The sequence below is a fragment of the Comamonas sp. lk genome, assembly GCF_900564145.1.
GTDB lineage: Bacteria > Pseudomonadota > Gammaproteobacteria > Burkholderiales > Burkholderiaceae_C > Comamonas.
The window spans coordinates 905524-928918 of record NZ_UOOB01000001.1; the positions used below are offsets into that span (position 1 = coordinate 905524).

The window sequence follows — 23395 nt, forward strand, 5'->3', positions numbered from 1 at the left end:
TGCTTACCGCTCGCCCTGGCTGTCGGGAAAGTCCAGCAGCAGGCTGCCATTCCAGCGTACTGCGGCATCGACGTTCTGGCTGGCGGGAGCGCGGCTGAGCTTCATTTCGGCAGTGGTGGCTCGGGTGTCGTCACGCACCTTGGACAGCCAGCGGGCCAGAGCGGGAGCGGGCGCGCCGGTCAGCGTGATTTGCGCCCGCTGGCCCAGCCATTGCAACTGGGCTGCAGTGCCCAGCTCGGCCGTCAGCGATTGCTGCAGCAGCGCTGGCGCATCGCCCATCACGCCGGCCGGCTGCTGGCGCAGTTGCTCGGCCTGGGCCTGCAGGCGCAGCATGAGCTGCAGCTCGCGATCTGCCTGGGCATGGCGGGCGGGGGCCGTGCGCAGACTGCTCAGCGCCGGGGCCAGTGCCAGCCACCAGACGAGAGCCAGCAGCACCAGGCTGCCAGCCAGCAGCAGCAGGTTTTGTTCACGGGCGGCCAGGCCCTGCCAGCGTTGTCGCAGTGGAGCCAGGGTCTGGCTCAGATGGAGTGTTTTGACGCTGCGCTTCATGGTTGTGTTTCTGCCGTCAGTATCAACTCAGCGCCTTCGCGTTGCAGGCGGTAGCTGCTGCCGGCCAGGCTTTGCTGGGCATCGCTCAGGGTTTCGGCATCCAGCTTCAGCCCCTGTATGCGCAATTGCTTGTCCTGGTAGTGCAGGGTGGTGGCGGTTTCAATGCCCTTGATCTGGCTGCTGGCGGCCAGCAGCGCTTCCATATCGCTGGACGAGAGCGCGCCGGTCTGGCTGCGCAGCAAATCCAGCTCGCGCTGCATTTGCACGGGCGCATCCACAATCACCGGCACGCGCGGAAAGGTGGTCTGCAGCACCTGCTTGGCTTGCTGCTGGCGCTGGGCAATGGCCTGGTTTTCCTTGAACGCCCAGGCGTTGAGGCCTATGAGCTGGGCCACCACGGCCACGGCTGCAGCCCAGCGGGCGGCACGCCATTGCGGGCTTTTGGCCAGGCTTTGCCAAGCGTCGAGCAGACGGCGGCGCATGCGGGTGCTGCTGCCCAGGTCCAGATCGAACTGCGCCATATCCCAGCTGCCGGCATGGGCCTCGAGCAAACGCTGGGTCTGGGTCTGCAGCTGGACCGGGTGCTGCAGGTTCTCGGCCATGCGGGCCAGCTGCGGCTCGGCTAGCACGGGGAGATCGGCGGGCAAGCGGCCCAGCAGCGATTGCACCAGGCTGGCGTCTGCCTGCAGCGGAAGACGGGCCAGTTGGGTGTTGTCGTTCAGCCCGGTGGCGACAAGCCAGGGGCGGTCGGCCTCGCCCACGGCCCAGAGCCCGGCGGTGGTGGAGGGTGCCAGTTCGGGAAGAATGCGGCTGACGGCATAGCCTGCAGCCTCCAGTGCTTTCAGATGGGCTTGTAGCCAGGGCTTGTCGCAGACCGCAACCCAGCAGGCTGCGCCGGAGACCGCTTTGGCAGGCAGGGCCAGATGGGTCTGGCCCGGGTCGGTCAGCAACTTTTCTTCCAGCAAGCCTTCGAGCACCGCCCGCACCCGTGTCTGCTGGCGGCTGCTGCCCAGGTTCAGCCCGGGTGGGAGTGTGATTTGATGCCAGGACAGCTGCTGGTGGCTGATAACGGCCGTGACCTGCTCTACCCGGCTGGTAGCAGGCAAAAGCGATGCCACAGACTGGCCGGTGCTCTGGGCTTCCCGGCCATCTCTGCTTTTGACGAATTGGTATTCACTGGCTGCGCTGGCATGGTCCGCAGGCAGGAGAAGAAGCAAGGTGCTCATGAGAGAGTTTGGGGCATTCTAGGTAAGCAATATGACGATAGGTTTACGGAATGGGGTTGGTCACGGGTAAACCCCAGTCGCCTCGTTCCTGCCACAGCGTAGTGACCGTCATGTCCTTGCGTTGAAGAATGGAGCGCTGGCTGAGCATGTTGTCGCCCATGCGCAGACGGCCCCGAGCTTCGAAATATTCGGTGGTCGTGCCAAAGCCGCTGGCAAAGAGATTGCTGCGGCCCAGGGCTTTGGCAGCGTCGCTGGTGGATTTGAATGGATTGCTGGAGCGCAGCTGCACCAGCTGATTGGCGGCAGACCAGTCCAGGTTTTCTTCGACGGCCCAGATCACCTCGGGGCTGGCGGTGTTGAGATTGATCTTGGTGACTTCGGGCAGCAGGACGAGAAAAGGCTCCATGCGGGCGATCAGGCGCGGGTCCAGGCCCAGCCAGCCCAGCTGGCGCAAGGTGCGCGGCATCAGCGGGGTATTGCTGGCCGCGCTTTTGCCAGCGCTCGTGCCGGCAGCGTTGCGCAAGGCGTTGGCCATCTGCAGCACCTGGCTGCTGGGCAGGCCCAGGCGTTCGAACAGGCGCACAAAAGGCTTAAGTCTGTCCGCGTCCAGCGGCTTGTCCGGGTCGATCATCAGGCTGCGCAGATTCAGCCGCGATTGCAGGTCGATGATTTCGCCCGAGAGAAACGCCGCCTGCACGTCCGCCTGGTCGTCATCCACATTGCTGACGTTGTTCTTGGCATTGAGAAAAGTGGACAGGCGCGCTTCCTGCAAAGGCACGGCCCAGGGCTCGCCCAGATGGTCTACCGGCGATTTGCGGTTGGCCCGGGAGTCTTCCTGAATCACGACGCGCGACCAGTCCAGAGCGCCCAGCAGCAGCCAGCTGGCCTGTACGCGGTTGCGCTCGGCGGTTTCAATTTCCACATCGCGCCACTGCTGCCACAGAGCCGCCGCCGCCAGGCTAGCGACCAGGGTGACGGTCAGCATGGCCGCCAGCAGGGCCGCGCCGCGCTGATGTTTCGTTGGGAAGGGGTTGCGCTGCAGCATCATGAACGGGAGTTGGAGCGCAAGGGGTTGACCCAGTCCACCGTGAGGCGACCATTCATGGAACGGCCTTGCGGCAGGCTCAGCTCTATGCGCACGCCATCGGGCAGTGCGGGCAGGCCGGTGGTGGCGGCCGCATTGCCTGAGTTGCTCTGCTCGCTGGACTGGGGGTTGGTCCAGGCATTGCCCCGGTAGTAGTACACCCGCCATTGATCCAGCGGCAGCAGCACGGTTTCGCTGGCCATTTGCGCGGTGGAGGGGTTGCGACCCCAGAGGCTTGCCTGGTTCCAGGCTTCGTTCCATTCCATGGCCGTGCGCACGGGCGGGGACTGCCAGCGCAACCACTGCATCTGGCCTTGCACGCTGCGGCGGCTCCAGGCCACGACGATGGCTCCCAGATCCACGGGCGCGCTGCTTTTGCGGGTCATGCGCAGCACCTGCCCGTCCCAGTCCAGGGTCTGCATTTTCTCCAGCGGCATCAGGGCGGCCAGGTCGGCATTCCACTGGGCCAGCACGGTTTGCAGCACGGCGGCCTGCTCGCCTTGCTCGCGCGTGCTTTCCTGGGCGCGCAGCATGCCGTCGATGCCGCGCCAGCTCATGATGGACAGCAAGGCCATGGCGGCCAGTGCGACCAGCAGTTCCACCAGCGTAAAACCGCTGTAGCGCTTGCGCATATTGCGCTTGAAGCTATTCATCTAGTAGCGACCCACAATGGTTGAAACGCGCAGCACCGGCAGGTTGTCGGAGAAAACCTGGGCGTCGACCCGCCTGAAGCTGGGGTTGGGCGTGGGGCTCACGGTCAGCCGCACCTGCAACTGGCGGTTGAGCTGATCGCAGTTCACGGTGAAGTCGCCCACGGCCGGCATCTGGTTGATCAGGCGCATGCGCACCAGCTCGTTTTGCGCGCATTGCTGGGCGAGGATCACGTCTTGCTGGCGCTGGGCATTGCGCGTCAGGGCGCTGCTGGCCTGCAGCCCGGCCAACAGCGCCACGCCCACAATGCCGACGGCCACCAGCACCTCGATCAAGGTAAAGCCGGCTTGCAGGCGCGGGCGGGGCCGTGGCTGCAGTGGCTTCATGGCGGGGTTGGGATGTTTTGCACGCTGAATGGGCGCAGCCCGTCGGTCACCAGGCGCAGCGGCGCAGCCGAGGTCTGCGGCAAGGTCAGCGTGATGCTCTGGCGCGGAATCAGAGGCTCGGGGCCGAGGATGATGGGCGTGGGTTGCTGGACTTGCACACCGGCTTGCAGCCAGTTGCCGGGCATTTTCACGCCCGGTGCCAGTCCGTCAAATCTGAAGCCTTGGGGCATGGGCTGCCAGGTGACCAGCGTGCCATTGGTGCGCGCCTGGGCACGGGCCGATTCCAGCAAGGTGACCAGACGCTGGGCTTCGCGCTCCAGCTGTTGTTCGCCGCTATCGCGCATGGCCAGGCTCACGCCTGCCGTCGCCAGCGCCATGATGGAGATCACCACCAGCAATTCAAGCAAGGTGAAGCCGGCGTGTTGGGGTCGTGCCATAAGTGGCGCTTATTGGCGGCAGGGCTTGCCGACGGGCTGCCCCTGTAGTGCAGTGCTCACTGCCAGCTGCCGATATCTGCATCCTTGCCTTCGCCGCCGGCCTTGCCGTCTGCACCGAACGACATGATGTCGATGGGGCCCTTCACGCCGGGGTTCAGGTACTGGTAGGGGTTGCTCCAGGGGTCATTGGGCAGCTTTTCCAGATAGGGCTTCCAGTTGGTGGGCGCGGGGCCGGATGTGGGCTTGGTGACCAGGGCCTGCAGGCCTTGCTCGGAGGTGGGGTAGCGCTGGTTGTCCAGACGGTAGAGCTTCAAAGCCTGGTTGAGGTTGGCAATATCGGTCTTGGCGGCGGTGACGCGGGCGTCATCGGCGCGGTCCAGCACATTGGGAACGATAAGGGCGGCCAGCACGCCAATGATGACCAGAACCACCATCAATTCGATCAGCGTGAAGCCACGCGCAAAACCGTGGCGGATGGCGGAAAACGGGTGGCGGCGTTGAAGCGTCATGAGGCCCTGTTTAAATAGCACTGAAAGTCACGATGATAATCTCTCAATGCGAACAATTTCTTTCAACTCCGGCCATGGTATTCCTCTGTCGGTAAAGCTCACCACCTTGTTGCTGTCGGCCCTGGCTGCCGGCGTGGTGGTGTTCTGGTGGCTGCGCTGGCTGGGCGGACCCGCAGGACAGGAGCCCGTGCCTGCACCGGTGGCGGCCGTGCAAGCCAATGCCCAGGCCATGGCCAAGGCGCTGGGGGCGGTCGCTGCTGCGGCGCCTGCAGCCGCTCCGGTGGTCCAGCGCTACGTGCTGACAGGGGTGCTGGCAGGCCATGACTCGGGCGCCGGTGCTGCGGTGATTGCCGTGGGCAGCAATCCGGCCAAGGCCTTCAAGGTAGGGGATGCACTGGAAGACGGTGTGCTGCTGCAGTCGCTGAGCACCCGCGAAGCCCGCCTGGGCAGCAGCATGGGTGGCCCGGCCACGGCGGTGCTGGCGCTGCCAAAGCCTGCGATTGCGGCTTTCAATTAACGGGTGTTCAAAGACTCAGTTGCATGAACTGCCCGTAAGCCGGAGCAGGCAGCGTCCACTCGTGGCTTTGCGGCAGGCGCGAGCCATGTTGCAGCAGCCACTGAGCGCAGCGCGCAACGCCCGCGTGGCTGATCCAGACCACATGCTCGGAATCCAGCGCTTTGGCGTCTTGCAGTGCGGTGCCGACGCGGCCCAGCATCTGGACCAGGCTTTCTCCGTCGCCCGGCGCATGCTCTGCCAGATTCCGGGCCCAGGCCGAAATAGCGGCCTCGCCAATCGCATCCCAGCGCTGGCCTTCCCAGTGACCAAAGTCCACCTCCAGCAGGCGCTTGTCGGCATCCGAGGTGAAATCAGGTTGTAGTTCAATCAATGCTTGTGCCAACTGCTCACTTCTTTGAAGCGGTGAGTGAAAGATGCGGCATTGACCCAGGTGGGGCCGCAAAGCCTGTTGCAGTCTCAGAGCAGCGCTTTGCGTGGCCTCGTCATCGGCCTGGATATCGAGGCGGCCGTAGCAGCGCTCGGTATCGATCAAAGGGCGTGCATGGCGCACCAGCCACAGTGTCGTCACAGCCAATGCCCCAGATAGATGGCGCTGACCAGCAGCATGGCCAGCTCATTGAGTTGCTGGCAGGCACCCAGGCAGTCGCCTGTCATGCCGCCCAGGCGCTGGCGAAACCAGCGCTGCAGCAACCCGGTGGTGAGCCACATTGCGCCTAGCAGGCAAAGCACAAAGCTGTAAATGCCCAGCCACAGCAGCAGGCCAAAGCAGGGCAGGCACCAGAGTGCAGCGGTCAGCAGGCCCTTCCAGCCCAACAGCCGGCCTGCAACATGCAAGGTCTTGCTGGTGGCGGCCAGGCCCACATGGGGCAGGGTGTGCATCAGCACCAGGGGCGCAAAGCGCGAAAGCACGTGAATGCAGCAGATCAGCACCATGATGGGGGCCGGCCCCCAGAATTGCTGCATGGCGGTCAGCAGCACGGCAATCAGCACCACCTTGGTCAGCAAGGCCATGACCAGCGCCATCACGCCATAAGCGCCTATGCGCGAGTCCTTCATGATCTCCAGCGCCCGCTCGGGCGGCACAAACCCGCCCAGGCCATCGGCCACGTCGGTCAGGCCGTCTTCGTGAAAGCCGCCGGTGAGCCATAGTGTGCCTGCGGTGCTGATGATGGCGGCCAGCAAGGGCGTCCAGCTGGTGTCGGGTAGCAGCCAGCTCATCAGGCCCAGCAGCAACGCAGCCCACAGCCCCACCAGCCAGCCCACGCCCGGCAGATGCGCGGCGCTGGCGCGCTGCATCTGCGGGCTCCAGCCCACCCAGGCGGCCAGGCGTCCCGTCACAGGTATCCGGCTGAAGAACTGCAGAGCCAGCAAAAAGTGGCGCAGAGCTTGCATGGATAGTCCTAAAAAGAGAGCTGCTTGCGCATGAGCAATATGGGAAAGAGGCCCAAAGGCCTCTTTATTACTTCAGGAAGAGTTGGTAAGCAGGGTTGCTGGTTTCTTCCACCCAGGGGTAGCCCAGGTTCTTGAGGAAGGCGTCGAACTTCTTGCTGTCCTTGGCCGGCACCTGCATGCCGACCAGAATGCGGCCATAGTCCGCGCCCTGGTTGCGGTAGTGGAATAGCGAGATGTTCCAGGTGGGGGCCATCAGGCTCAAAAACTTGAAGAGGGCACCGGGGCGTTCGGGGAAGACGAAGCGCAGCAAGCGTTCTTCCTGGGCCAAAGGCGAATGGCCGCCCACCATATGACGCAAATGCTCCTTGGCCATCTCGTCAAAGGTCAGATCAATGGCGTCAAAGCCGTTTTTCTGGAAGTTCTTGCAGATCTTCTCGCTCTCGCCCTTGGTGGGGGTCGTCAGGCCCACAAACACATGGGCCTTGTTTTCGTGGCTGATGCGGTAGTTGAATTCGGTCACATTGCGCGGGCCGCCGGGCAACTTGCCCACGACCTCGCAAAAGTGCTTGAAGCTGCCGCGCTCTTCGGGAATGGTGACGGCAAACAAGGCTTCACGCTCCTCGCCCACTTCGGCTCGTTCGGCCACAAAGCGCAGGCGGTCGAAGTTCATGTTGGCGCCGCACAGAATGGCGGCGTAGGTCTCGCCCTTAGTCTTGTGCGTGGCCACATATTGTTTGATGGCGGCCACGGCCAGCGCACCGGACGGCTCAACGATGGAGCGCGTATCCACAAAAATGTCCTTGATGGCGGCGCAGACGGCGTCGGTATCGACCACCACGTAGTCGTCCACCAGATTTCTGGCGATGCGGAAGGTCTCCTCGCCCACCAGCTTGACGGCCGTGCCGTCAGCAAACAGGCCTACATCGGGAAGCTCCACGCGCTCGCCGGCCTGCACGGACTGCAGCATGGCGTTGGAGTCCTTGGTGTGCACGCCGATCACCTTGATGTCCGGACGCACGGCCTTGATGTAATTGGCCACGCCGCTGATCAGTCCGCCGCCGCCAATGGCGACAAACACGGCATCCAGGCGCTGGCTGCCCAGCTTTTGCAGCTGGCGCAGCATTTCCATGGCAATCGTGCCCTGACCGGCGATGACGTCCGGATCGTCAAAGGGGTGGACAAAGGTCAGTCCCTCGGTCTTTTGCAGCTTGATGGCGTGCTTGTAGGCGTCGGAATAGCTGTCGCCGGCCAGTACCACCTCGCCGCCCAAGGCGGCGACGGCATCCACCTTCACCTGGGGGGTGGTGGTCGGCATCACGATGACCGAGCGGCAACCCAGCTTCTTGGCGCTCATGGCTACACCCTGGGCATGATTGCCGGCCGAGGCGCAGATCACGCCTTTTTGCAGCTGCTCGGCCGAGAGATGGGCCATCTTGTTGTAGGCGCCGCGCAGCTTGAAGCTGAATACGGGCTGCTGGTCCTCGCGCTTCAACAACACCTTGTTGTGCAGGCGGCGGCTGAGGTTCTTGGCGGGTTCAAGGTCTGATTCCACAGCCACGTCATAGACACGGGCGTTGAGAATACGGGTCAGATAATCAAATGGGGTCAGGGCTTGGGTCATTGTGCAAAGCAACAGCAGAGGCGCTCAGGCGTGGCACAGTGGCATGGCTTCCTGGCGCGGATCAATCCGGCCATCATAGGCGCTTGCTTGTTGCGCTGCAGTAGCCGCTCAAGAGGGCAGCCCTGTTGGCTTGCGAACCAGGAATCGCATGGGCAAAAAAAAGCCCCCAGCTGTGAGGCTAGGGGCTGAATCCACCATTAGAGGAGGTGGAGGAGACAAAGGGTGCGATACAGAAAAATCTGTGGTCCATCTGCGGGTTAAACCCAGCAGGTAACGCTTGGGTTGTATTGTAGCGACTTTGTTTTTTGCAATGCAACAAAATTCGGGTTTCCATGTATTTGATGCAAAATTGCAACAGCTTTTGAGAGGATGCAGTAATGGAATGCACGGTAAGTTGGACTGGCGCGACCACGGGTACGCGCTCTGGCATGGGCTTTGTGGCGGAGACCGGCAGCGGTCATGTCGTCACCATGGATGGCGCTCCTGATGAGAAGACGTCGGCCAATGGCGGTCGCAATCAGGCACCCCGCCCCATGGAATTGCTGCTGGCAGGTGCCGGCGGCTGTACCGCCTATGACGTGGTGCTCATCCTCAAGCGAGGTCGCCACGATGTGAAGGGCTGCAGCGTGCAACTCACGTCGGAGCGCGCAGAGGCCGAGCCCAAGGTCTTCACCAAGATTCATATGCAGTTCACCGTCAGCGGCAAGAACCTGCCTGCCGGCGCTGTGGAGCGCGCCATTGCCATGAGCCATGACAAATACTGCTCCGCCACCATCATGCTGGGCAAGACGGCCGAGATCACTACGGGCTTTGATATCGTCGAAGCCTGAGTCGGATTGAGCCTCCCCAATGAAAAAGCGGACAGATGTCCGCTTTTTCTATTGAGCGCGCACAGGTCTCAGATCTTGTGTGCGACGGTCGTCATCACCTTGGCGGCCAGGCGCATCAGCCCCTGAGCTGCTGGCGGCAACTGCATGGCGCCTTCGTCAATGGCGGCTGCTGCGTGGCGCGCCTCGTCATCCTTCATGCGGGCAACCACGGCCAGAGAGGCCTCATCCTGCTCGGGCAGGCGTCCCAGATGGTTTTCCAGGTGGGCGGCCACCTGATTTTCCGTCTCCACTACAAAGCCCAGGCTGACTGCATCGCTGAACTTGGCTGCCACGGTGCCGATGGCAAACGCGCCAGCGAACCACAGCGGATTCAGCAGGGAAGGGCGATCGCCCAAGGCGTGCAGGCGCTCACGTGTCCAGGCCAGGTGGTCCATTTCCTCGCGCGCCGCCAGCAGCAGATGCTCGCGCAACACCATGTCCTGGGTCACCATGGCTTGAGCGTTATAGAGAGCCTGGGCGCAGACCTCGCCCACATGGTTGACGCGCATCAAGGCGCCAGAGAGCTTGCGCTCCTCTGGCGACATAGCTGCTTCCGGTATGCCTGCGGCAGGCGAGCGTTCTGCCGAAACAGGGTCGGCAAACAAGGTGCGAAGCGCTGCATCGGCAGCCGTCAAAAAAGAGTCCATGGCGTTGAATGTGGTCTGGCGCACACAGTGGCGCAATGGCGCGTAAGGTACACCAAGCTCCTGCAGCCATGGCTTGAGCCAGGGCAATGCCGGGGTTGAAAGATAGGTCTCAACCCCTAGGGGAGCACCCCATGCTGCAGGGCAGTGTTTTTGTTGCGGCAGTGCAACGAAAACCGGCCAAAACAGCCGTTTTTGGGTGAATTGCTTTGCGCTGCTGCCGGGGGTCTGGTGCAATAGGACCCAACTTCCCCACCAGGAGGTTGGCGCGGGAAACCGGTGGAGCTCGAGGCTCAAGTCTCTCTCCCATAGACCGGCGCCCTTCTAAACCTTGGAGTAACTCGTAATGAAAAAATCCCTGATTGCCCTGGCAGTGCTGGCCGCTTCCGGCGCCGCAATGGCTCAATCTTCCGTGACCCTGTTTGGTATCGTTGACACTGGCGTGTCTTACGTGAACAACGCTGGCGGTGCTAACGGTGACAGCTCTAAGTACGGCGTGAACACCAGCGGCAACGCTACCAGCCGTCTGGGCCTGCGCGGCACTGAAGACCTGGGTGGCGGTCTGAAGGCTGGTTTCTGGCTGGAAGGCGAAATCTTCGGCGACAACGGCAACGCTACCGGTTTCAATTTCACACGTGAATCCACTGTGCGCCTGTCGGGCAACTTCGGTGAAGTTCGTCTGGGTCGTGAAACAACTCCCACTTTCCGTGCTGGTCTGAAGTATGACCTGTTCGGCGCCACTGGTATCGGCCAGAACATGGGTTACAGCGACTGGGCTGGTTCCGGCATTGCTGACGGCAACACCATTCGTAAGAACAACATGGTGTCGTACTCCTCGCCTAACTTCGGCGGCGTGACTGCTAACATCAGCTACGCTTTCGACGAAAAGGCTAACACTATCCCCGGCTTTGGCGTGGGTAGCAAGGCTGGCCGCTACGCCGGTGGTAACGTTGGCTATGACAACGGTCCTCTGAGCGTGACTGCTGCTTACGGCACTCTGAGCTACGGCCCAGCTGGTGACCGTGACGAAATGTCCATCGGCGCTTCTTACAACTTTGGCGTGGCCAAGGTTGCAGGTAACGTTCAACAAATCAAGTACAAGCCTAACGGCGCTGCTAACGAAAAGTTCAACAACTACCTGTTGGGCGTGTCCGCTCCCGTGGGTGGCGTTGGCGAAGTGAAGCTGCAATACGCTCTGTACGATCAGAAGGCTATTAACTCGAAGGCTCACCAGCTGTCCCTGGGTTATGTGCACAACCTGTCCAAGCGCACTGCTGTGTACGGTACTGTTGCTTACCTGAAGAACCAAGATGATTCCGCTTTGGCTCTGAACGCCAAGGGCGTGAGCAACGCAGTTGGCTTCAAGGCCAATGGCGATGCACGCAACCAAACTGGCGTGCAAGTTGGTATCCGCCACGCTTTCTAATCAATTGCTGGTGTAAGCCAGTAACTGCTTAAAAGCCAAAAGGCCTGTCGAAAGACAGGCCTTTTTTATTTATCGGGTTTGTTTCTATAGGGTAATTGCTGGCCGGGTTGAATCTGAGCGGGAAAGGCCTGTGTTGCACTTGCGCAAACGATTGCTTGCGATGGAAAAGCATTTCTAGAATGAATTTTCCACCAACTGATTGTTACGAGAGAGACAAAACAATGAATTCTTCATTCGTGAAAAAGGCTGTTGCATTGGCTGTTCTGGGTGTTACCGCTCCTTTGGCGTTTGCGCAAAGCAGCGTGCAACTCTACGGTATTGTGGATGCCGCTGTTCGTCATACGACCAACCAAGGTGCGAACAAAAGTGGCCTCACGGAGATGATTGGTGGAGGCATGTCTCAAAGCCGTTGGGGCATTAATGTGACAGAGGATTTGGGTGGCGGATTGTCAGCCATTGCGAATTTGGAAGCCCGTTTTTTGACAGACTCTGGTGTCTCTGCCAGTACCAACTTCTTTCAGCAATCCTGGGTAGGTCTGCGCAGCAAGAGCTTTGGGCAAATCACCATGGGTCGTCAATACAACATGCTTTTTGATGTTGTAACGAGTACCTACTCATCTTTTCCATATTCTCCCTATATGGAGGCATACAAGCCTGAAATCGGGATGTCTATGGGTGCCCGTGCCAATAATATGCTGAAGTATGTGGCCGAGTTTGGACCTGTGCGTGGCGCATTGCAGTATTCTTTTGATGAAGGGAATAAAGGTCCATTTACCTCTGCAGCCCAGGTCCCTGCCGCTGTCGGCGGTGCTACCAAAACAGCTGGGGGTTATTTGCGCTACTCGGATAAGGGACTTTCAGTTGGCGGTGGCTTTCTGAGAACAACGCTGCCTGCGGGAACGGATGTCGATGCATGGACATTGGGTGGTTCTTATCGCACAGGGCCCTTGTATTTCAATGTGGGATATGGACTCAACAAACGCAAGGATGCTTATTCGGCCAATCCATTCAATGCCGCTGTTGACTCGACATTGCTCAGTCTCTATTGGCAAGGATCATCCAATGGTGGTTTTATGGCAGGTAATGCTGATAAGCGACAAATGTATAAAATTGGATTTGGCTACCAAATAACTCCACAGATTAATGCTGGAATGCACTATTTCCATGCCAAGCAATCCGGATCTGCAGGGGGTGCTTTTAATGGAAAAGCTGATTTTATGGTGGCGGTGGTGGACTATGCCTTCTCTAAGAGAACAGATGCCTATTTTGGCGTGGACCATACCAAGGTAAGCGGTGGAGCTAATGTGGTGCTTGACTCCAATGGGGCAACAAAGCGAACAGGTATTACCATTGGCTTGCGCCATCGTTTCTGATTTGTTGAATTTAAAAGAGCCTCCATTTGGAGGCTCTTTTTGTAAAGGTTTCAATATCAGGTATAACGTTTGGCTCTCAAATTGTTTTTCATCTGTTCCAGCGCCGGCTGCAGCGCTGGGCCAATGCGTAAAGCCACACAGGTAGCCAGTACATCGATAATCAACAAATGCAAAAGACGCGACACCATTGGGCTGTAGCGATCATATCCCTCCGGGTGATCTGCGGCCAAATGGATTTGACAGGCCGATGCCAGAGGTGAGCCGCTGGCGGTAATGGCAATCGTGGTGGCTCCATTTTTTCGGGCGATATCTGCGGCATCCATCAAGTCGCGGGTGCGGCCGGAGTTGGAGATAATGACGATGCAGTCGCCTTTACCCAGCAAGGTGGCACTCATGACCTGCATATGGCCGTCGCTGGTGGCCAGGCTGGTAATGCCCAGCCGAAAAAACTTGTGTTGTGCATCCAGAGCCACAATGCCCGAATTCCCCGCACCATAGAACTCAATGCGTTTGCCGGTTTGCCAGGTGGCGGCAATGGCTCCGGCGGCTTGTTCGATGGCGCTGGTGGTGGCAGCGTTGCGGTATTGCAGGAACGCGGCCACTGCGTTGTCAACGACCTTGACCATGACGTCACTGGTCTTGTCATCGCTATCCACGCTGCGGTGAATGAACGGCACGCCTTCGCTGACACTGCCTGCCAGTTTGAGCTTGAAGTCGGCCAGACCGTCATAGCCCATGCTGCGGCAAAAGCGCACCACCGTCGGTTTGCTGACATGGGCTCTTGCGGCCAGCTCTCTGACGGGGAGGTGGGCAAAAGCCCTGGCATCCGCCAGTACCAGGCGCGCGACCCGTTGTTCGGCGGGGGCAAGCGATGGGAGTGAGGCGGTAATGCGGTCGAGCATGTGGTGCTGTGGGGTTCAGGTCGTGAGGTGAAAATCAAGCTGCTAATCGGGCAAGGATGGCCTGGATGGTTGCGCAGCTGCGACGGGGCATATTTCGCACTGCCGGATTCAAGCTTGCATTTTGCATGTGCCAAGCCGGTCGTGACTCCAATTGTGTGACGTGGTTTGCAATGAGTTGCGCAGTCTTGGCCTTATGGAGCAGCTATCGCCATACACTCGGAAGCTTTGCAAAGATTTTGGATGATCTACCCTGAGTTTCTTGATTGAGGAATGTGTATGAATCAGTTGGATGCGCTAAGACAGTTCACAACCGTGGTGGCAGATACCGGTGATTTTCACCAACTGGCACAGTTTCAGCCTCAGGATGCAACAACCAACCCTTCGCTGATTTTGAAGGCGGTACAGAAGCCGCAGTATGCACCGTTGATGCGTGCGACGGTGGCGCAATGGAAAGGGCGTGGACTGGATGAAGTCATGGATCGCATGCTGGTGCGTTTTGGCTGCGAAATTCTGGAGACAATTCCTGGTCGCGTGTCCACAGAGGTTGACGCACGCCTGTCGTTTGACACCCAGGCCACGGTGACACGTGCAGAACGCCTGATCGAGCTGTATCAGGCCGCAGGTGTTCATACTGCCCGAGTGTTGATCAAGATTGCTGCAACTTGGGAAGGTATTGAAGCCGCTCGCCTGCTGGAGCTGCGAGGTATTCATACGAATCTGACCCTGCTGTTCTCGTTCAGTCAGGCGGTAGCCTGTGGTCAGGCCAAGGTGCAGCTGATCTCGCCTTTTGTGGGCCGAATTTACGATTGGTACAAAAAGCAGGCCGGCGCCAGCTGGGATGAAGCGGCCATGAGCGGCAGCAATGACCCGGGCGTACAGTCGGTGCGCAAAATTTATGAGTATTACAAGCACTTTGGTATTGGCACCGAAGTGATGGGGGCCAGCTTTCGCAACACGGGCCAGATCCTGGCTCTGGCGGGCTGTGACTTGTTGACGATTGCTCCGGAGTTGCTTGCGCAGCTGGAGGAAGCAGACGATGCGCTTTCACCGCTTGGCAGAGTGCTGGATGCGCAGCAGGCCAAGGCCATGGCGCTGACGCGCTGGAACCTGGATGAAGCCAGCTTCCGTTTTGCATTCAATGAGGATGCCATGGCGACCGAAAAGCTGGCGGAAGGTATTCGTGCCTTCACGGTGGACACGCGCAAGCTTGAAGTGCTGATGCAGCAAACCGCTGATTGATTGGGATAATTTTGAATTCTCTGTGCCACCAATTGCCTGCATGGCAGGCCTTGCAAGCACACCATGATGCGCAGATCCGCACCATGGATTTGCGCCAGACTTTCAAGAATGATCCGGCCCGCCTGCAAGCGTTGAGCATCAATGCGCCTCATGTCTTTGCCGATTTATCCAAGAATCTGCTGAGCACCGAGACAGAGGGCTTGCTGCAGGAACTGGCCAAGCAAAACCATGTTGTTGCCCAGCGCAATGCCATGCTAGCCGGCGAGGCCATCAATTGCACCGAAGATCGGGCGGTCATGCATTGGCTGCTCAGAACTCCGGCGCAAGGAGGGGCATTGCAACAGAGCCCAGTCGTGCAGTGCTGGAACGGGGCGACGCGAGAGGCTCTGGCTCAGGTTCATGAGACCCTGGATGCCATGCTGGAGCTGGCCGAGCAGGTGCGCCAGGACGAGGGCATCACTGATATCGTGAATATCGGTATTGGTGGCTCGCATCTGGGGCCCGAGGTGGTAGTCAACGCTTTGGAAGACTGGGTGGATACGGGAAAGAATTTCCACTTCATCTCCAATGTGGATGGCCATGAATTGGGGCATGTGCTGCGCAAGGTCAGGCCGCAAAGTACCTTGTTCCTGATTGCATCGAAATCGTTCACCACGGCAGAAACCATGCTGAATGCGCGTTCTGCACGGCAGTGGTTTCTGGCGCAAGGCGGAAGTGAGAATCCGCAGGACGAACTCTCCATTGATAAGCACTTTGTGGCGCTTACCACCAATGTGAAGGCGGCTGCGGATTTCGGCATTGGGCGCACCCTGGGCTTTTGGGACTGGGTCGGCGGTCGCTTCTCGCTGTGGTCGGCGATTGGCCTGCCGATTGCCATAGCCATTGGTGCCCAGCAGTTTCGCAGCATGCTCGATGGCGCACATGCCATGGATGCTCACTTTTTTACAGCGCCTGCGGCGCAGAATCTGCCCATGCGTCTTGGCTTGCTGGATGTCTGGTACCGGGACTTCTGCCATTTTTCCAGCCGCTGTATCGCGCCTTACAGCCATGGTCTGCGGCGCTTGACGGCTTATTTGCAGCAACTGGAGATGGAGAGCAATGGCAAAAGCGTGACCCGTGATGGGCAGGCGCTTGCCGTGCGAACTGCTCCCGTGATCTGGGGTGAGCCAGGAACCAATGGTCAGCATGCTTTTTTTCAGATGTTGCACCAGGGCCCGGATGTGATTCCTGTGGAGTTCATCGCTCTGCGCGACGGCGGCAAGTATCTGGGAGCACACCATCAGAGCCTGGTGATCAACGCCATTGCCCAGGCTCAGGCCTTGATGTTGGGGCGCAGTGGTGAAGGTGCAGCCAAAGACTGCCCGGGCAATCGCCCTAGCACATTTTTGCTATTGCAGCAACTCGATCCCGCCTCGTTGGGTGCCTTGATCGCGCTGTATGAGCATCGCATCTTTGTCTCGGGCGCTGTCTGGGGTATCAACAGCTTTGACCAATGGGGTGTGGAGCTGGGCAAGAAGCTGGCCACGCAGTTGCATGCGCGCCAGCAAAGCAATGACTGGGAGGGGGTGGATGCTTCCACCCTCAGTCTGATGCAGCGCCTGGCACAAGCGGTGGGCTAGTCTGAGTGCCAGGTAGAAGGCTTTACAAGGCCTTGAATGCCAGCTTCAGCCCCGATTGCTCACAGGCGTAGGCGCTGAGGTTGGCGAAGAACTCGCCAGCGCCCTTGGTGTCCATCCAGGCATTCTGGGCTTCGTCAAAGCGGTAGTGAAAACCACCGGCTTTGGCAGCCAGCCAGATTTCATGCAAAGGCTTTTGCTGATTGATCACAATCTGGCTGCGGTTGGCGAAGACCAGGGTCACCAGACCGCCTGTGCGCTGGGCGTCGATATCGGCATCGGTCTCGTCGTTGATTCGGTCGCAGCATTGCTCCACGGCCAAAAGCAGTTGGTCGGCGCGGTCCAGATATTCAATGTCAGTCATTACAATTTGCCCATGTTGAAAGCACCTCAAATTTTAGTCAGGAGCATTGCCCTTGTGGCTTGTGCGGCGTCCCTGGCATCGTTGACTGCCTGCGGACAGAGAGGTCCGTTGTTCCTGCCTACGGAAGCTGCAGCCCAAGGTCGTGCCACCTTGCCGCAGACGCTGGGCATCTCTAGTCGACCCGCCGGCAGCTCGGCTGTGCAGGCGCCAGCCGTGAAGCAGCCCGCCGATGTGGATTCGCAAGCGACAGACGATATGGAAGCCCCTGCCGGCAAGCCCAGTCAGCCTTGATGTATCTCAACATGGCGAAATGACTTGATGCCTAAAGTGGCGGCATCTTGTCTTCTGACAAATTTGCCATGCCCATAGAGCTTTATCGCGACAAAAACCACGCCTGCCTGATGTTCACCGACCTCATCGAGGAGGACGGTCAGGCCATACAGGCCAATCAGTTTCTGATTGTGGACAGCGGCACCGGCGCCATTCTCGATCCCGGCGGCAATCTGGCGTTCAATGAGCTTTTCATGGGCATGTCGCGCTATTTCCCACCGCAAAAGCTGGCTTACCTGATTGCCTCACATGCGGATCCGGACATCATTGCCTCGCTGGACCGCTGGATGACCTCCACGCGCGCCCAGCTGGTCATCTCCCGCATCTGGGAACGTTTTGCACCGCACTTCACCAAGGTGGGCAAGACGGAGAACCGCGTGATCGGCGTGCCCGATGGCGGAGGGCATCTGCCCCTGGGCAATAGCGAATTGATTTTGCTCCCGGCTCACTTTCTGCATGCCGAAGGCAACTTCCACTTTTACGATCCGGTGAGTAAGATCCTGTTTACCGGTGATCTGGGAGTGTCGCTGACCACGGGGGCCGAGGCGCAGCGGCCGGTTACCGATCTGCTGCCGCATATAGCGCGCATGGAGGGTTTCCACCGCCGCTACATGGTCTCCAATAAGATCTTGCGCCTGTGGGTGCAGATGGCGCGTCAGCTGCAGATCGACATGATCGTGCCCCAGCATGGCGCCCCCATCATGGGCAAACAGGCGATTGGCGATCTGTTCAACTGGCTGGAGGGGCTGCAGTGCGGTATCGACCTGTTCGATCAGCGCGCCTACCAGTTGCCAACGGCTGAAATCGATCCCGTCAGCCGCCAGGTGCGTCCGCCGCTGCGCGCCGTGGCCGGGGCCTGAGCCTCATCATTTTTTGATAGCTTTAAACACCCGGTAAAGCAGGAGAAAACCGAGAATGGCAGCATAGACTGCCACATCGGCAAAATTGTTCTTGCCGGCGCGCATCCAGAAAAAATGCAGCAAGACCAGGGGGGCGATCAGATAAATGGTGCGATGCAGCCACTGCCATCGCTTGCCGCCCAGGGCCTTGAGTGCGAACTTGGGAGAGGTGGCAGCCAGCAAGGTAAGCAGCAGCCAGCTCGTAAAGCCCACGAGGATGAACGGGCGTTTGGGAATGTCGGCCACGATGTCGCTCCAGTCCAGCCCCATGTCAAACCAGGCGTAGCACAGCAGGTGCAAGCAGGCGTAGAAGAACACATACAGACCCAGCATGCGCCTGAAGCGGGAGAGAATCGGCAGCTTCAGCGATTGGCGCACAGGCGTGACGGCCAGCACGATGCACAGAAAGCGCAGCGTCCAGCTGCCGGTGGAGCGCAGCAGCGCTTCTGCAGGATTGGCGCCCAGAGTATTGGCGATGGCGCCATACAGCAGCCAGGCAAACGGCAGCAGACACAGTGCAAACAGCAGCGGCTTTACCCAGCTGCGAAGCAAGTTGCGCTGCACCGCAGCGCGCCATGAGGGCGGCGTTGACGCATGAGCCGCAGCCGCGGCTGTGGCGGTGACCGCAGAAACGCTGGCCTTGACCATCAGTAAAACTTCTTCAGATCCATGCCTGCGTAGAGCGAGGCGACCTGATCGGCATAGCCGTTGAACAGCAGCGTCTTGCGTTTCTTGGCAAACAGACCGTCCTCGCCAATGCGCCGCTCGCTGGCCTGGCTCCAGCGCGGGTGGGGAACGTCGGGGTTCACATTGGAATAAAAGCCATATTCATTACGCGCAGCCTTGTTCCAGGCCGTGCCCGGCTCCTTGTCGCTCAAGCGGATGGCGACAATGCTCTTGGCGCTTTTGAAACCGTATTTCCAGGGCACGACCAGGCGTAGCGGCGCGCCATTCTGGTTGGGCAGCACCTCGCCATACATGCCAAAGGCCAAAAGCGTCAGCGGGTGCATGGCTTCGTCCAGGCGCAGGCCTTCGGTGTAAGGCCAGTCCAGTACGCGGCTATCCAGCCCGGGCATCTGTTTTTTGTCGGCCAGCGTGATGAATTCCACGTACTTGGCGCTACTCAGCGGCTGGGCTTTCTTAAGCAGTTCGGCCAGGGAATAGCCCACCCAGGGAATCACCATGGACCAGCCTTCCACGCAGCGCAGGCGGTAAATGCGTTCTTCCATGGGGGCGAGCTTGAGCAAGCTATCCAGATCCAGCGTCTGCGGGTTTTGCACCAGGCCTTCGATGCGTACCGTCCAGGGCCGGGTCTTCAAGGTATGGGCGTTGCGGGCCGGGTCGCTTTTCTCCAGCCCGAACTCGTAGAAGTTGTTGTAGCTGCTGGCATCGGCATAGCTGGTGTTGCGCTCCACACTCACGGCGCCAGCCAGCTTGCTGGGGCTGGCGGGCAGGGCGGCCAGCTTGCCCGGGCGTTCCGTGGCCGCAAGTGCCTCGCGTCCGGCCCAGCTGGCCATGGCCGCGCCGGCGACGCCACCGGCCAGCGTCTGCATGAGCGCACGGCGTTGCATATAGGCCGCTTGCGGTGTGATCTCGCTGCTTTTCGGCGGCTCGAAGCCTTGTTGTGGATGGCGTATCAGCATGGCGGTGTCTCCGGTAACCTGACTGGAAGGTACTTTGTAATCAGAGTGAGCGCCGTCAGCGAAGTTCCTGGTTGAGGCCACACAGCATAAAAAAGGAGCTGCTTGCGACTGTCATATCTTGGTCTCAGGTCGTATCTGGCCTAAGACTCAATCGATGACTACGCAAGCAGCTCCTTTTACAGGAGTACTCTGCCGCTTGAGGTGAGTGCTTTTACAGCTCGCCGTAGCTGTGCAGACCCGAGAGGAACATGTTCACACCCAGGAAGGCGAAGGTGGTGACGGCCAGGCCCACCAGCGCCCACCAGGCGGAGACGGTGCCGCGCAGGCCCTTCATCAATCGCATGTGCAACCAGGCGGCGTAGTTGAGCCAGACGATCAGCGCCCAGGTTTCCTTGGGGTCCCAGCTCCAGTAGCCGCCCCAGGCCTCGGCCGCCCACAGGGCGCCCAGCACCGTGGCGATGGTGAAGAAGGCAAAGCCCACGGCGATGGCCTTGTACATCACATCGTCCAGCACTTCAAACGAGGGCAGGCGCTGGGCAATGCGTTTGCGGCCCAGCAGGATGCCGGCCACGATCAGGGCGGAGATGCCGAAGTACACCATCCAGTAAGCGCCGCCGTTGTCGGTGGCACCTTTGCGAAAGACGATGGGCTCAAAGCACAGCACGATACCCAGCAGCCACAGCGGAGCCAGCTTGTACCACTTGGTTTCGGTGGCCTGCTGCTTGATCAGATAGGCAAATGCCACCATGGCCGACAGCGCAAACGTGCCGTAGCCAATGAAGTTGGCCGGCACGTGCAGCTTCATCCACCAGCTCTTGAGGGCCGGCACCAGAGGCTGAATCTCATGGGCCTGGCGCACCAGGGTGTACCAGAGCAAAAAGCCCACGGCAGCGCTGACCACCAGCATCACAAAGCCGCCCAGGGCGCGGGTGTCGTAGTGCTTTTCGTAGTACAGATAGAACAGCGCCGTCATCCAGCAGAACATCACGAACACTTCGTAGAGATTGCTGACCGGGATGTGGCCGATATCCGTGCCCAGCAGATAGCTTTCGTACCAGCGCACCATGGTGCCTATCAGCGCCATGGCGACGGCCAGCCAGGCCAGTCGCGAGCCCAGCAGGGACAGGGCCGAGCGCTCGCTTCGGGCGAACATGCCTAGCCAGTAGAACGCGGTGCTGATGAAGAACACCATGCTCATCCACAGGATGGCGGACTGGCTGGAGAGAAAGTACTTGAGGCCAAAGACGGTCTCGGAACGCGCCAGATCGCCTCCATCCACCCCTTGGTACAGGCCTATGGCCATGAGGGCGGCTGCGGCGACGGTCAGCATCAGCACGCTCAAGGGGCGCCAGAACCAGCCCAGCCAGATCATGGCGGGAATGGTGCCCAGCAAAATGCCTTTTTCGTACACATCCATATAGGCGGCGTAGCGCTGCAGGGCAAAGCCCAAGCCGACCACCACCAGGGCGGCAAACAACCAGTCAAACCAGTTGCGGCGGGCGAAGTAGCTTTCGTTCAAACTCAGTGTCGTCGTTGCGGTGTTCATCGTGAACCTCCGGAAGTCTTCTTTTGTATGGGGTCGGCCGCAATCAGCTTTCGGGCCAGCACGGCAAATTCGCGGTCTCCGTCCATGGTCTTGCGGTTGGTGGACAGGGCCATATTGGCATGGCTGCTGCCATTGCCTGGCGTCAGCCAGATCCAGATGCGGCGGTCACGCACATAGAGCATGGCAAAAACGCCGAGGATCAACAAGGCGCATCCCAGGTAAACCACTTTTTTGCCTGGCGCACTAGCGACCTGGAAAACGCTGGCCTGCACCTGCTTGAAATCCTGCAGCATGAAGATCATGGGGGCCGGATAGAACTGTGCATCGCTGAGCGAGAAAACCGCCTGGGTCATGAAGGCCTGGGTTTTTTCATTGGCTTCCAGCGGCTTTTGGCCGGCCTGCTGGCGCACTTGCTGTGCCAGCTCGAACAGCACGCCGTTCAGAATACGCACCAGCACCTCGCCAGCGCGTTCGCGCTCGGCCTCGGGCACATTGCTGTCCATGAAGTCGGAGATGGCCTGCAGGCCGCCCAGAGGCTTGCCGTTCGGGCCCAGCTTGTCGGACTTGCCGGCAAACAGATCCAGCGCCTTCATGGCGGACTGGGTCAGGGGTTGGGCCAGCTCGGGTCTGGACACATCCACGGCTTTTTGCACATAGGCGCGGGCAGCTTTCTCGCCCAGCACGGGATTTTGCATGGCCTGGCGCAGGCGGATGAAGGTGTCCATCGAGCCTTCGGGATCGGCGGGAATGCGCAGATAGCGCAGCTGATCGGCCTGGTTCTCGCGCACGCCCAGCAGGAATACCGGCTGGCCGTCACCGGTATCCACCGGCAGCATGTAGTTCTGGAACTCGCGCGCCTGGCCCGAGGCATCGCGCAGCTTGTAGCCCACACTGGGGCCGATGTTGCGCAAATCCTTTTTGTCCGTGGTCTTGTGGGCAGCACCCAGGCGCTCGTCAATGGCCTGCTTCAAGTCCACCTTGCGCACATCGGTGCCTGCAGCCTTGTTCTGGCCGCCGAAGTTCTCCACATTGATGGTGCGCAGCGCCGTGTACTCCAGCACCACTTTTTCTTCCTTGCCGTCGGCTGTCTTGCGCGCGAATTCGGTGGAATTGCCGATCACGCCTTCCACGTCGAAGGGCTGGGTGCTGCCGTCCATGGGCACGGCATGCAGCTTGACGCTGGAGCCACCGTCATCAAAGCTCGATTGGTAAATCTCTATGCCTTTGTAGCTGGCCGGATGGTTGACTTCCACCCGTTTTTCCAGCTTTTCGCCAGTGGCACGGTCGTGAATCACGATCTCGCTGGCAAACAGCTTGGGCATGCCGGTGGAGTAGTACTCCACGATGAATTTCTTGAGCTCGACCGAAAACGGCAGCTCTTGCAGCAGGATGCCGTCCGATTGGTTCAGGATGGCGGTGCCCGATTGCGTGCCTTCAGACACCATCAGATTGCCGCGGAAAGTGGGATTTTTGGGCGAGAGCCTGTGCTCGGGCGCCACTTCGGAGATTAGGCCGCCGCCGGTATAAGGTGTTTTGCCGCCCAGCAGCATCTGGGCGCGCACCACCAGATCGCCGTCAAACAGTCCGCCCAGGCAGATCAGCACGATGGCGCTATGGGCGGCGATATAGCCCAGCTTGTTGGCCGCGCCGGCCTTGGCCGCCAGCATCCAGCCCGTGCCGGGGCCGGCAGCGGTATCGCGCTGCTGCAGCTTGACTTTCCAGCCGGCCGCAACCAGTTGCTGGCCCATGCGTTTGGCGGCTTCCTCGGTGGAGCCCGGCACATAGCCTTCGGCCCGGTGGCCAAAGGCCTTGAGGCTTTGCTCGCGGATGTTTTCCTTGAAATTGCGGATATCGGCCAGATTCTTGGGCGCATGGCGGGCCACGCACAGCGAGGTGCTGACGACCAGAAACGCCAAAATTAGCAAAAACCACCAGGCGCTATAGACCGCATTGAGCTTGAGCGCCAGAAACAGCTGTGACCAGAAGGGGCCGAACTGGTTGACGTAGTTGACCAGGGGCTCGTGCTGCTTGAGGACTGTGCCAATCACCGAAGCAATGCAAATCACCGTCAGCAGGGAGATGGCAAAGCGCATGGACGCCAGCAACTCCAGGCTCGAGCGCAAGGCAGTCGAGCGGGAGGAGTCGCGGTCGCTAGTTGGAAGGTCTGACATG

General features: G+C 59.9%; 25 protein-coding genes. 8 read left to right on the top strand and 17 right to left on the bottom strand.

Features of this window, described 5'->3' with window-relative positions; genetic code table 11:
• Positions 1 to 3: 3 nt before the first annotated feature.
• The 7 genes from gspM to gspG are packed head-to-tail and all read right to left on the bottom strand — an operon-like array spanning position 4 to position 4842.
• A complete protein-coding gene (gene gspM / locus EAO39_RS04055; RefSeq protein ID WP_120966275.1) occupies positions 4 to 549 on the bottom strand; it encodes a type II secretion system protein GspM in 546 nt (181 codons plus the stop codon).
• Positions 546 to 1775 (bottom strand): type II secretion system protein GspL, encoded by a 1230-nt coding sequence (gene gspL / locus EAO39_RS04060; protein ID WP_120966276.1) that lies wholly within the window; start codon positions 1773 to 1775, stop codon positions 546 to 548. Before gspL ends, gspM begins: the two co-directional genes overlap by 4 nt.
• Positions 1776 to 1818: 43 nt before the next feature.
• On the bottom strand, positions 1819 to 2823 hold the full coding sequence (gspK, locus tag EAO39_RS04065; protein ID WP_120966277.1) for a type II secretion system minor pseudopilin GspK: 1005 nt from the start codon (positions 2821 to 2823) through the stop codon (positions 1819 to 1821).
• Complete coding sequence (locus tag EAO39_RS04070) at positions 2820 to 3491, bottom strand: prepilin-type N-terminal cleavage/methylation domain-containing protein (RefSeq protein ID WP_120970656.1); 672 nt, start codon at positions 3489 to 3491, stop codon at positions 2820 to 2822. Before EAO39_RS04070 ends, gspK begins: the two co-directional genes overlap by 4 nt.
• A gap of 21 nt (positions 3492 to 3512) precedes the next feature.
• Positions 3513 to 3896, bottom strand: coding sequence for a type II secretion system minor pseudopilin GspI (gene gspI, locus EAO39_RS04075; protein ID WP_120966278.1), 384 nt, complete (start codon positions 3894 to 3896; stop codon positions 3513 to 3515).
• Complete coding sequence (locus EAO39_RS04080) at positions 3893 to 4333, bottom strand: prepilin-type N-terminal cleavage/methylation domain-containing protein (RefSeq protein ID WP_120966279.1); 441 nt, start codon at positions 4331 to 4333, stop codon at positions 3893 to 3895. The genes gspI and EAO39_RS04080 overlap by 4 nt, the downstream gene beginning before the upstream one ends.
• A 56-nt stretch (positions 4334 to 4389) precedes the next feature.
• Positions 4390 to 4842 carry a type II secretion system major pseudopilin GspG gene (gspG, locus tag EAO39_RS04085; protein WP_120966280.1) on the bottom strand — a complete coding sequence of 151 codons (453 nt, stop codon included), beginning with the start codon at positions 4840 to 4842 and terminating at the stop codon, positions 4390 to 4392.
• 46 nt (positions 4843 to 4888) lie between these two features.
• Here gspG and EAO39_RS04090 point away from each other — a divergent pair, with 46 nt between their 5' ends.
• Positions 4889 to 5359 carry a general secretion pathway protein C gene (locus tag EAO39_RS04090; RefSeq protein WP_120966281.1) on the top strand — a complete coding sequence of 157 codons (471 nt, stop codon included), beginning with the start codon at positions 4889 to 4891 and terminating at the stop codon, positions 5357 to 5359.
• A gap of 7 nt (positions 5360 to 5366) precedes the next feature.
• On the opposite strand, the gene EAO39_RS04095 is transcribed toward EAO39_RS04090, so the two are convergent.
• The 3 genes from EAO39_RS04095 to ilvA form a co-directional block, all read right to left on the bottom strand.
• Positions 5367 to 5927, bottom strand: coding sequence for a histidine phosphatase family protein (locus EAO39_RS04095; RefSeq protein WP_120970658.1), 561 nt, complete (start codon positions 5925 to 5927; stop codon positions 5367 to 5369).
• A complete protein-coding gene (locus EAO39_RS04100) occupies positions 5924 to 6751 on the bottom strand; it encodes an adenosylcobinamide-GDP ribazoletransferase (RefSeq protein ID WP_120966282.1) in 828 nt (275 codons plus the stop codon). Before EAO39_RS04100 ends, EAO39_RS04095 begins: the two co-directional genes overlap by 4 nt.
• A 67-nt stretch (positions 6752 to 6818) precedes the next feature.
• A complete protein-coding gene (ilvA, locus tag EAO39_RS04105) occupies positions 6819 to 8372 on the bottom strand; it encodes a threonine ammonia-lyase, biosynthetic (RefSeq protein ID WP_120966283.1) in 1554 nt (517 codons plus the stop codon).
• A gap of 377 nt (positions 8373 to 8749) precedes the next feature.
• On the opposite strand from ilvA, the gene EAO39_RS04110 reads away from it, so the two are divergent.
• Entirely contained in the window at positions 8750 to 9202 is a 453-nt protein-coding gene (locus tag EAO39_RS04110; RefSeq protein ID WP_120966284.1) for an OsmC family protein, read from the top strand.
• A 68-nt stretch (positions 9203 to 9270) separates the two neighbouring features.
• On the opposite strand, the gene coq7 is transcribed toward EAO39_RS04110, so the two are convergent.
• The gene (coq7, locus tag EAO39_RS04115) at positions 9271 to 9888 is read right to left on the bottom strand and encodes a 2-polyprenyl-3-methyl-6-methoxy-1,4-benzoquinone monooxygenase (protein ID WP_120970660.1); all 618 of its coding nucleotides are present in this window, start codon (positions 9886 to 9888) and stop codon (positions 9271 to 9273) included.
• A 343-nt stretch (positions 9889 to 10231) separates the two neighbouring features.
• On the opposite strand from coq7, the gene EAO39_RS04120 reads away from it, so the two are divergent.
• Together EAO39_RS04120 and EAO39_RS04125 are read left to right on the top strand one after the other, a co-directional pair.
• Positions 10232 to 11311, top strand: a complete 1080-nt coding sequence (locus tag EAO39_RS04120; protein WP_120966285.1) for a porin — start codon at positions 10232 to 10234, stop codon at positions 11309 to 11311.
• Positions 11312 to 11532: 221 nt separating this feature from the next.
• Complete coding sequence (locus EAO39_RS04125; protein WP_120970662.1) at positions 11533 to 12684, top strand: porin; 1152 nt, start codon at positions 11533 to 11535, stop codon at positions 12682 to 12684.
• 56 nt (positions 12685 to 12740) lie between these two features.
• Here EAO39_RS04125 and EAO39_RS04130 read toward each other — a convergent pair whose 3' ends face one another.
• Positions 12741 to 13586: an SIS domain-containing protein gene (locus tag EAO39_RS04130; RefSeq protein ID WP_120966286.1), complete on the bottom strand. Its 846-nt coding sequence runs from the start codon at positions 13584 to 13586 to the stop codon at positions 12741 to 12743.
• Between the two features lie 276 nt (positions 13587 to 13862).
• Between EAO39_RS04130 and tal the strand changes: the two genes are divergently transcribed.
• Positions 13863 to 14825: a transaldolase gene (gene tal, locus EAO39_RS04135; protein ID WP_120966287.1), complete on the top strand. Its 963-nt coding sequence runs from the start codon at positions 13863 to 13865 to the stop codon at positions 14823 to 14825.
• Between the two features lie 11 nt (positions 14826 to 14836).
• Complete coding sequence (gene pgi, locus EAO39_RS04140; RefSeq protein WP_120966288.1) at positions 14837 to 16444, top strand: glucose-6-phosphate isomerase; 1608 nt, start codon at positions 14837 to 14839, stop codon at positions 16442 to 16444.
• Positions 16445 to 16466: 22 nt separating this feature from the next.
• Here the strand turns inward: pgi and cyaY are convergent, their stop codons facing one another.
• The gene (gene cyaY, locus EAO39_RS04145) at positions 16467 to 16805 is read right to left on the bottom strand and encodes an iron donor protein CyaY (protein ID WP_120966289.1); all 339 of its coding nucleotides are present in this window, start codon (positions 16803 to 16805) and stop codon (positions 16467 to 16469) included.
• 12 nt (positions 16806 to 16817) lie between these two features.
• Between cyaY and EAO39_RS04150 the strand changes: the two genes are divergently transcribed.
• Together EAO39_RS04150 and EAO39_RS04155 are read left to right on the top strand one after the other, a co-directional pair.
• A complete protein-coding gene (locus tag EAO39_RS04150) occupies positions 16818 to 17096 on the top strand; it encodes a lipoprotein (RefSeq protein ID WP_120966290.1) in 279 nt (92 codons plus the stop codon).
• A gap of 68 nt (positions 17097 to 17164) precedes the next feature.
• Positions 17165 to 17995: an MBL fold metallo-hydrolase gene (locus EAO39_RS04155; protein WP_120970664.1), complete on the top strand. Its 831-nt coding sequence runs from the start codon at positions 17165 to 17167 to the stop codon at positions 17993 to 17995.
• A gap of 6 nt (positions 17996 to 18001) precedes the next feature.
• On the opposite strand, the gene EAO39_RS04160 is transcribed toward EAO39_RS04155, so the two are convergent.
• The 4 genes from EAO39_RS04160 to EAO39_RS04175 all read right to left on the bottom strand — a co-directional run bounded on the left by EAO39_RS04160 (position 18002) and on the right by EAO39_RS04175 (position 23394).
• On the bottom strand, positions 18002 to 18598 hold the full coding sequence (locus EAO39_RS04160; RefSeq protein WP_120970666.1) for a protein-methionine-sulfoxide reductase heme-binding subunit MsrQ: 597 nt from the start codon (positions 18596 to 18598) through the stop codon (positions 18002 to 18004).
• A gap of 83 nt (positions 18599 to 18681) precedes the next feature.
• Complete coding sequence (msrP, locus tag EAO39_RS04165; protein WP_120966291.1) at positions 18682 to 19677, bottom strand: protein-methionine-sulfoxide reductase catalytic subunit MsrP; 996 nt, start codon at positions 19675 to 19677, stop codon at positions 18682 to 18684.
• Positions 19678 to 19888: 211 nt separating this feature from the next.
• Positions 19889 to 21223: a c-type cytochrome biogenesis protein CcsB gene (gene ccsB, locus EAO39_RS04170; protein WP_120966292.1), complete on the bottom strand. Its 1335-nt coding sequence runs from the start codon at positions 21221 to 21223 to the stop codon at positions 19889 to 19891.
• The gene (locus EAO39_RS04175) at positions 21220 to 23394 is read right to left on the bottom strand and encodes a cytochrome c biogenesis protein ResB (RefSeq protein ID WP_120966293.1); all 2175 of its coding nucleotides are present in this window, start codon (positions 23392 to 23394) and stop codon (positions 21220 to 21222) included. The genes ccsB and EAO39_RS04175 overlap by 4 nt, the downstream gene beginning before the upstream one ends.
• Between the last annotated feature and the right edge of the window lies 1 nt (position 23395).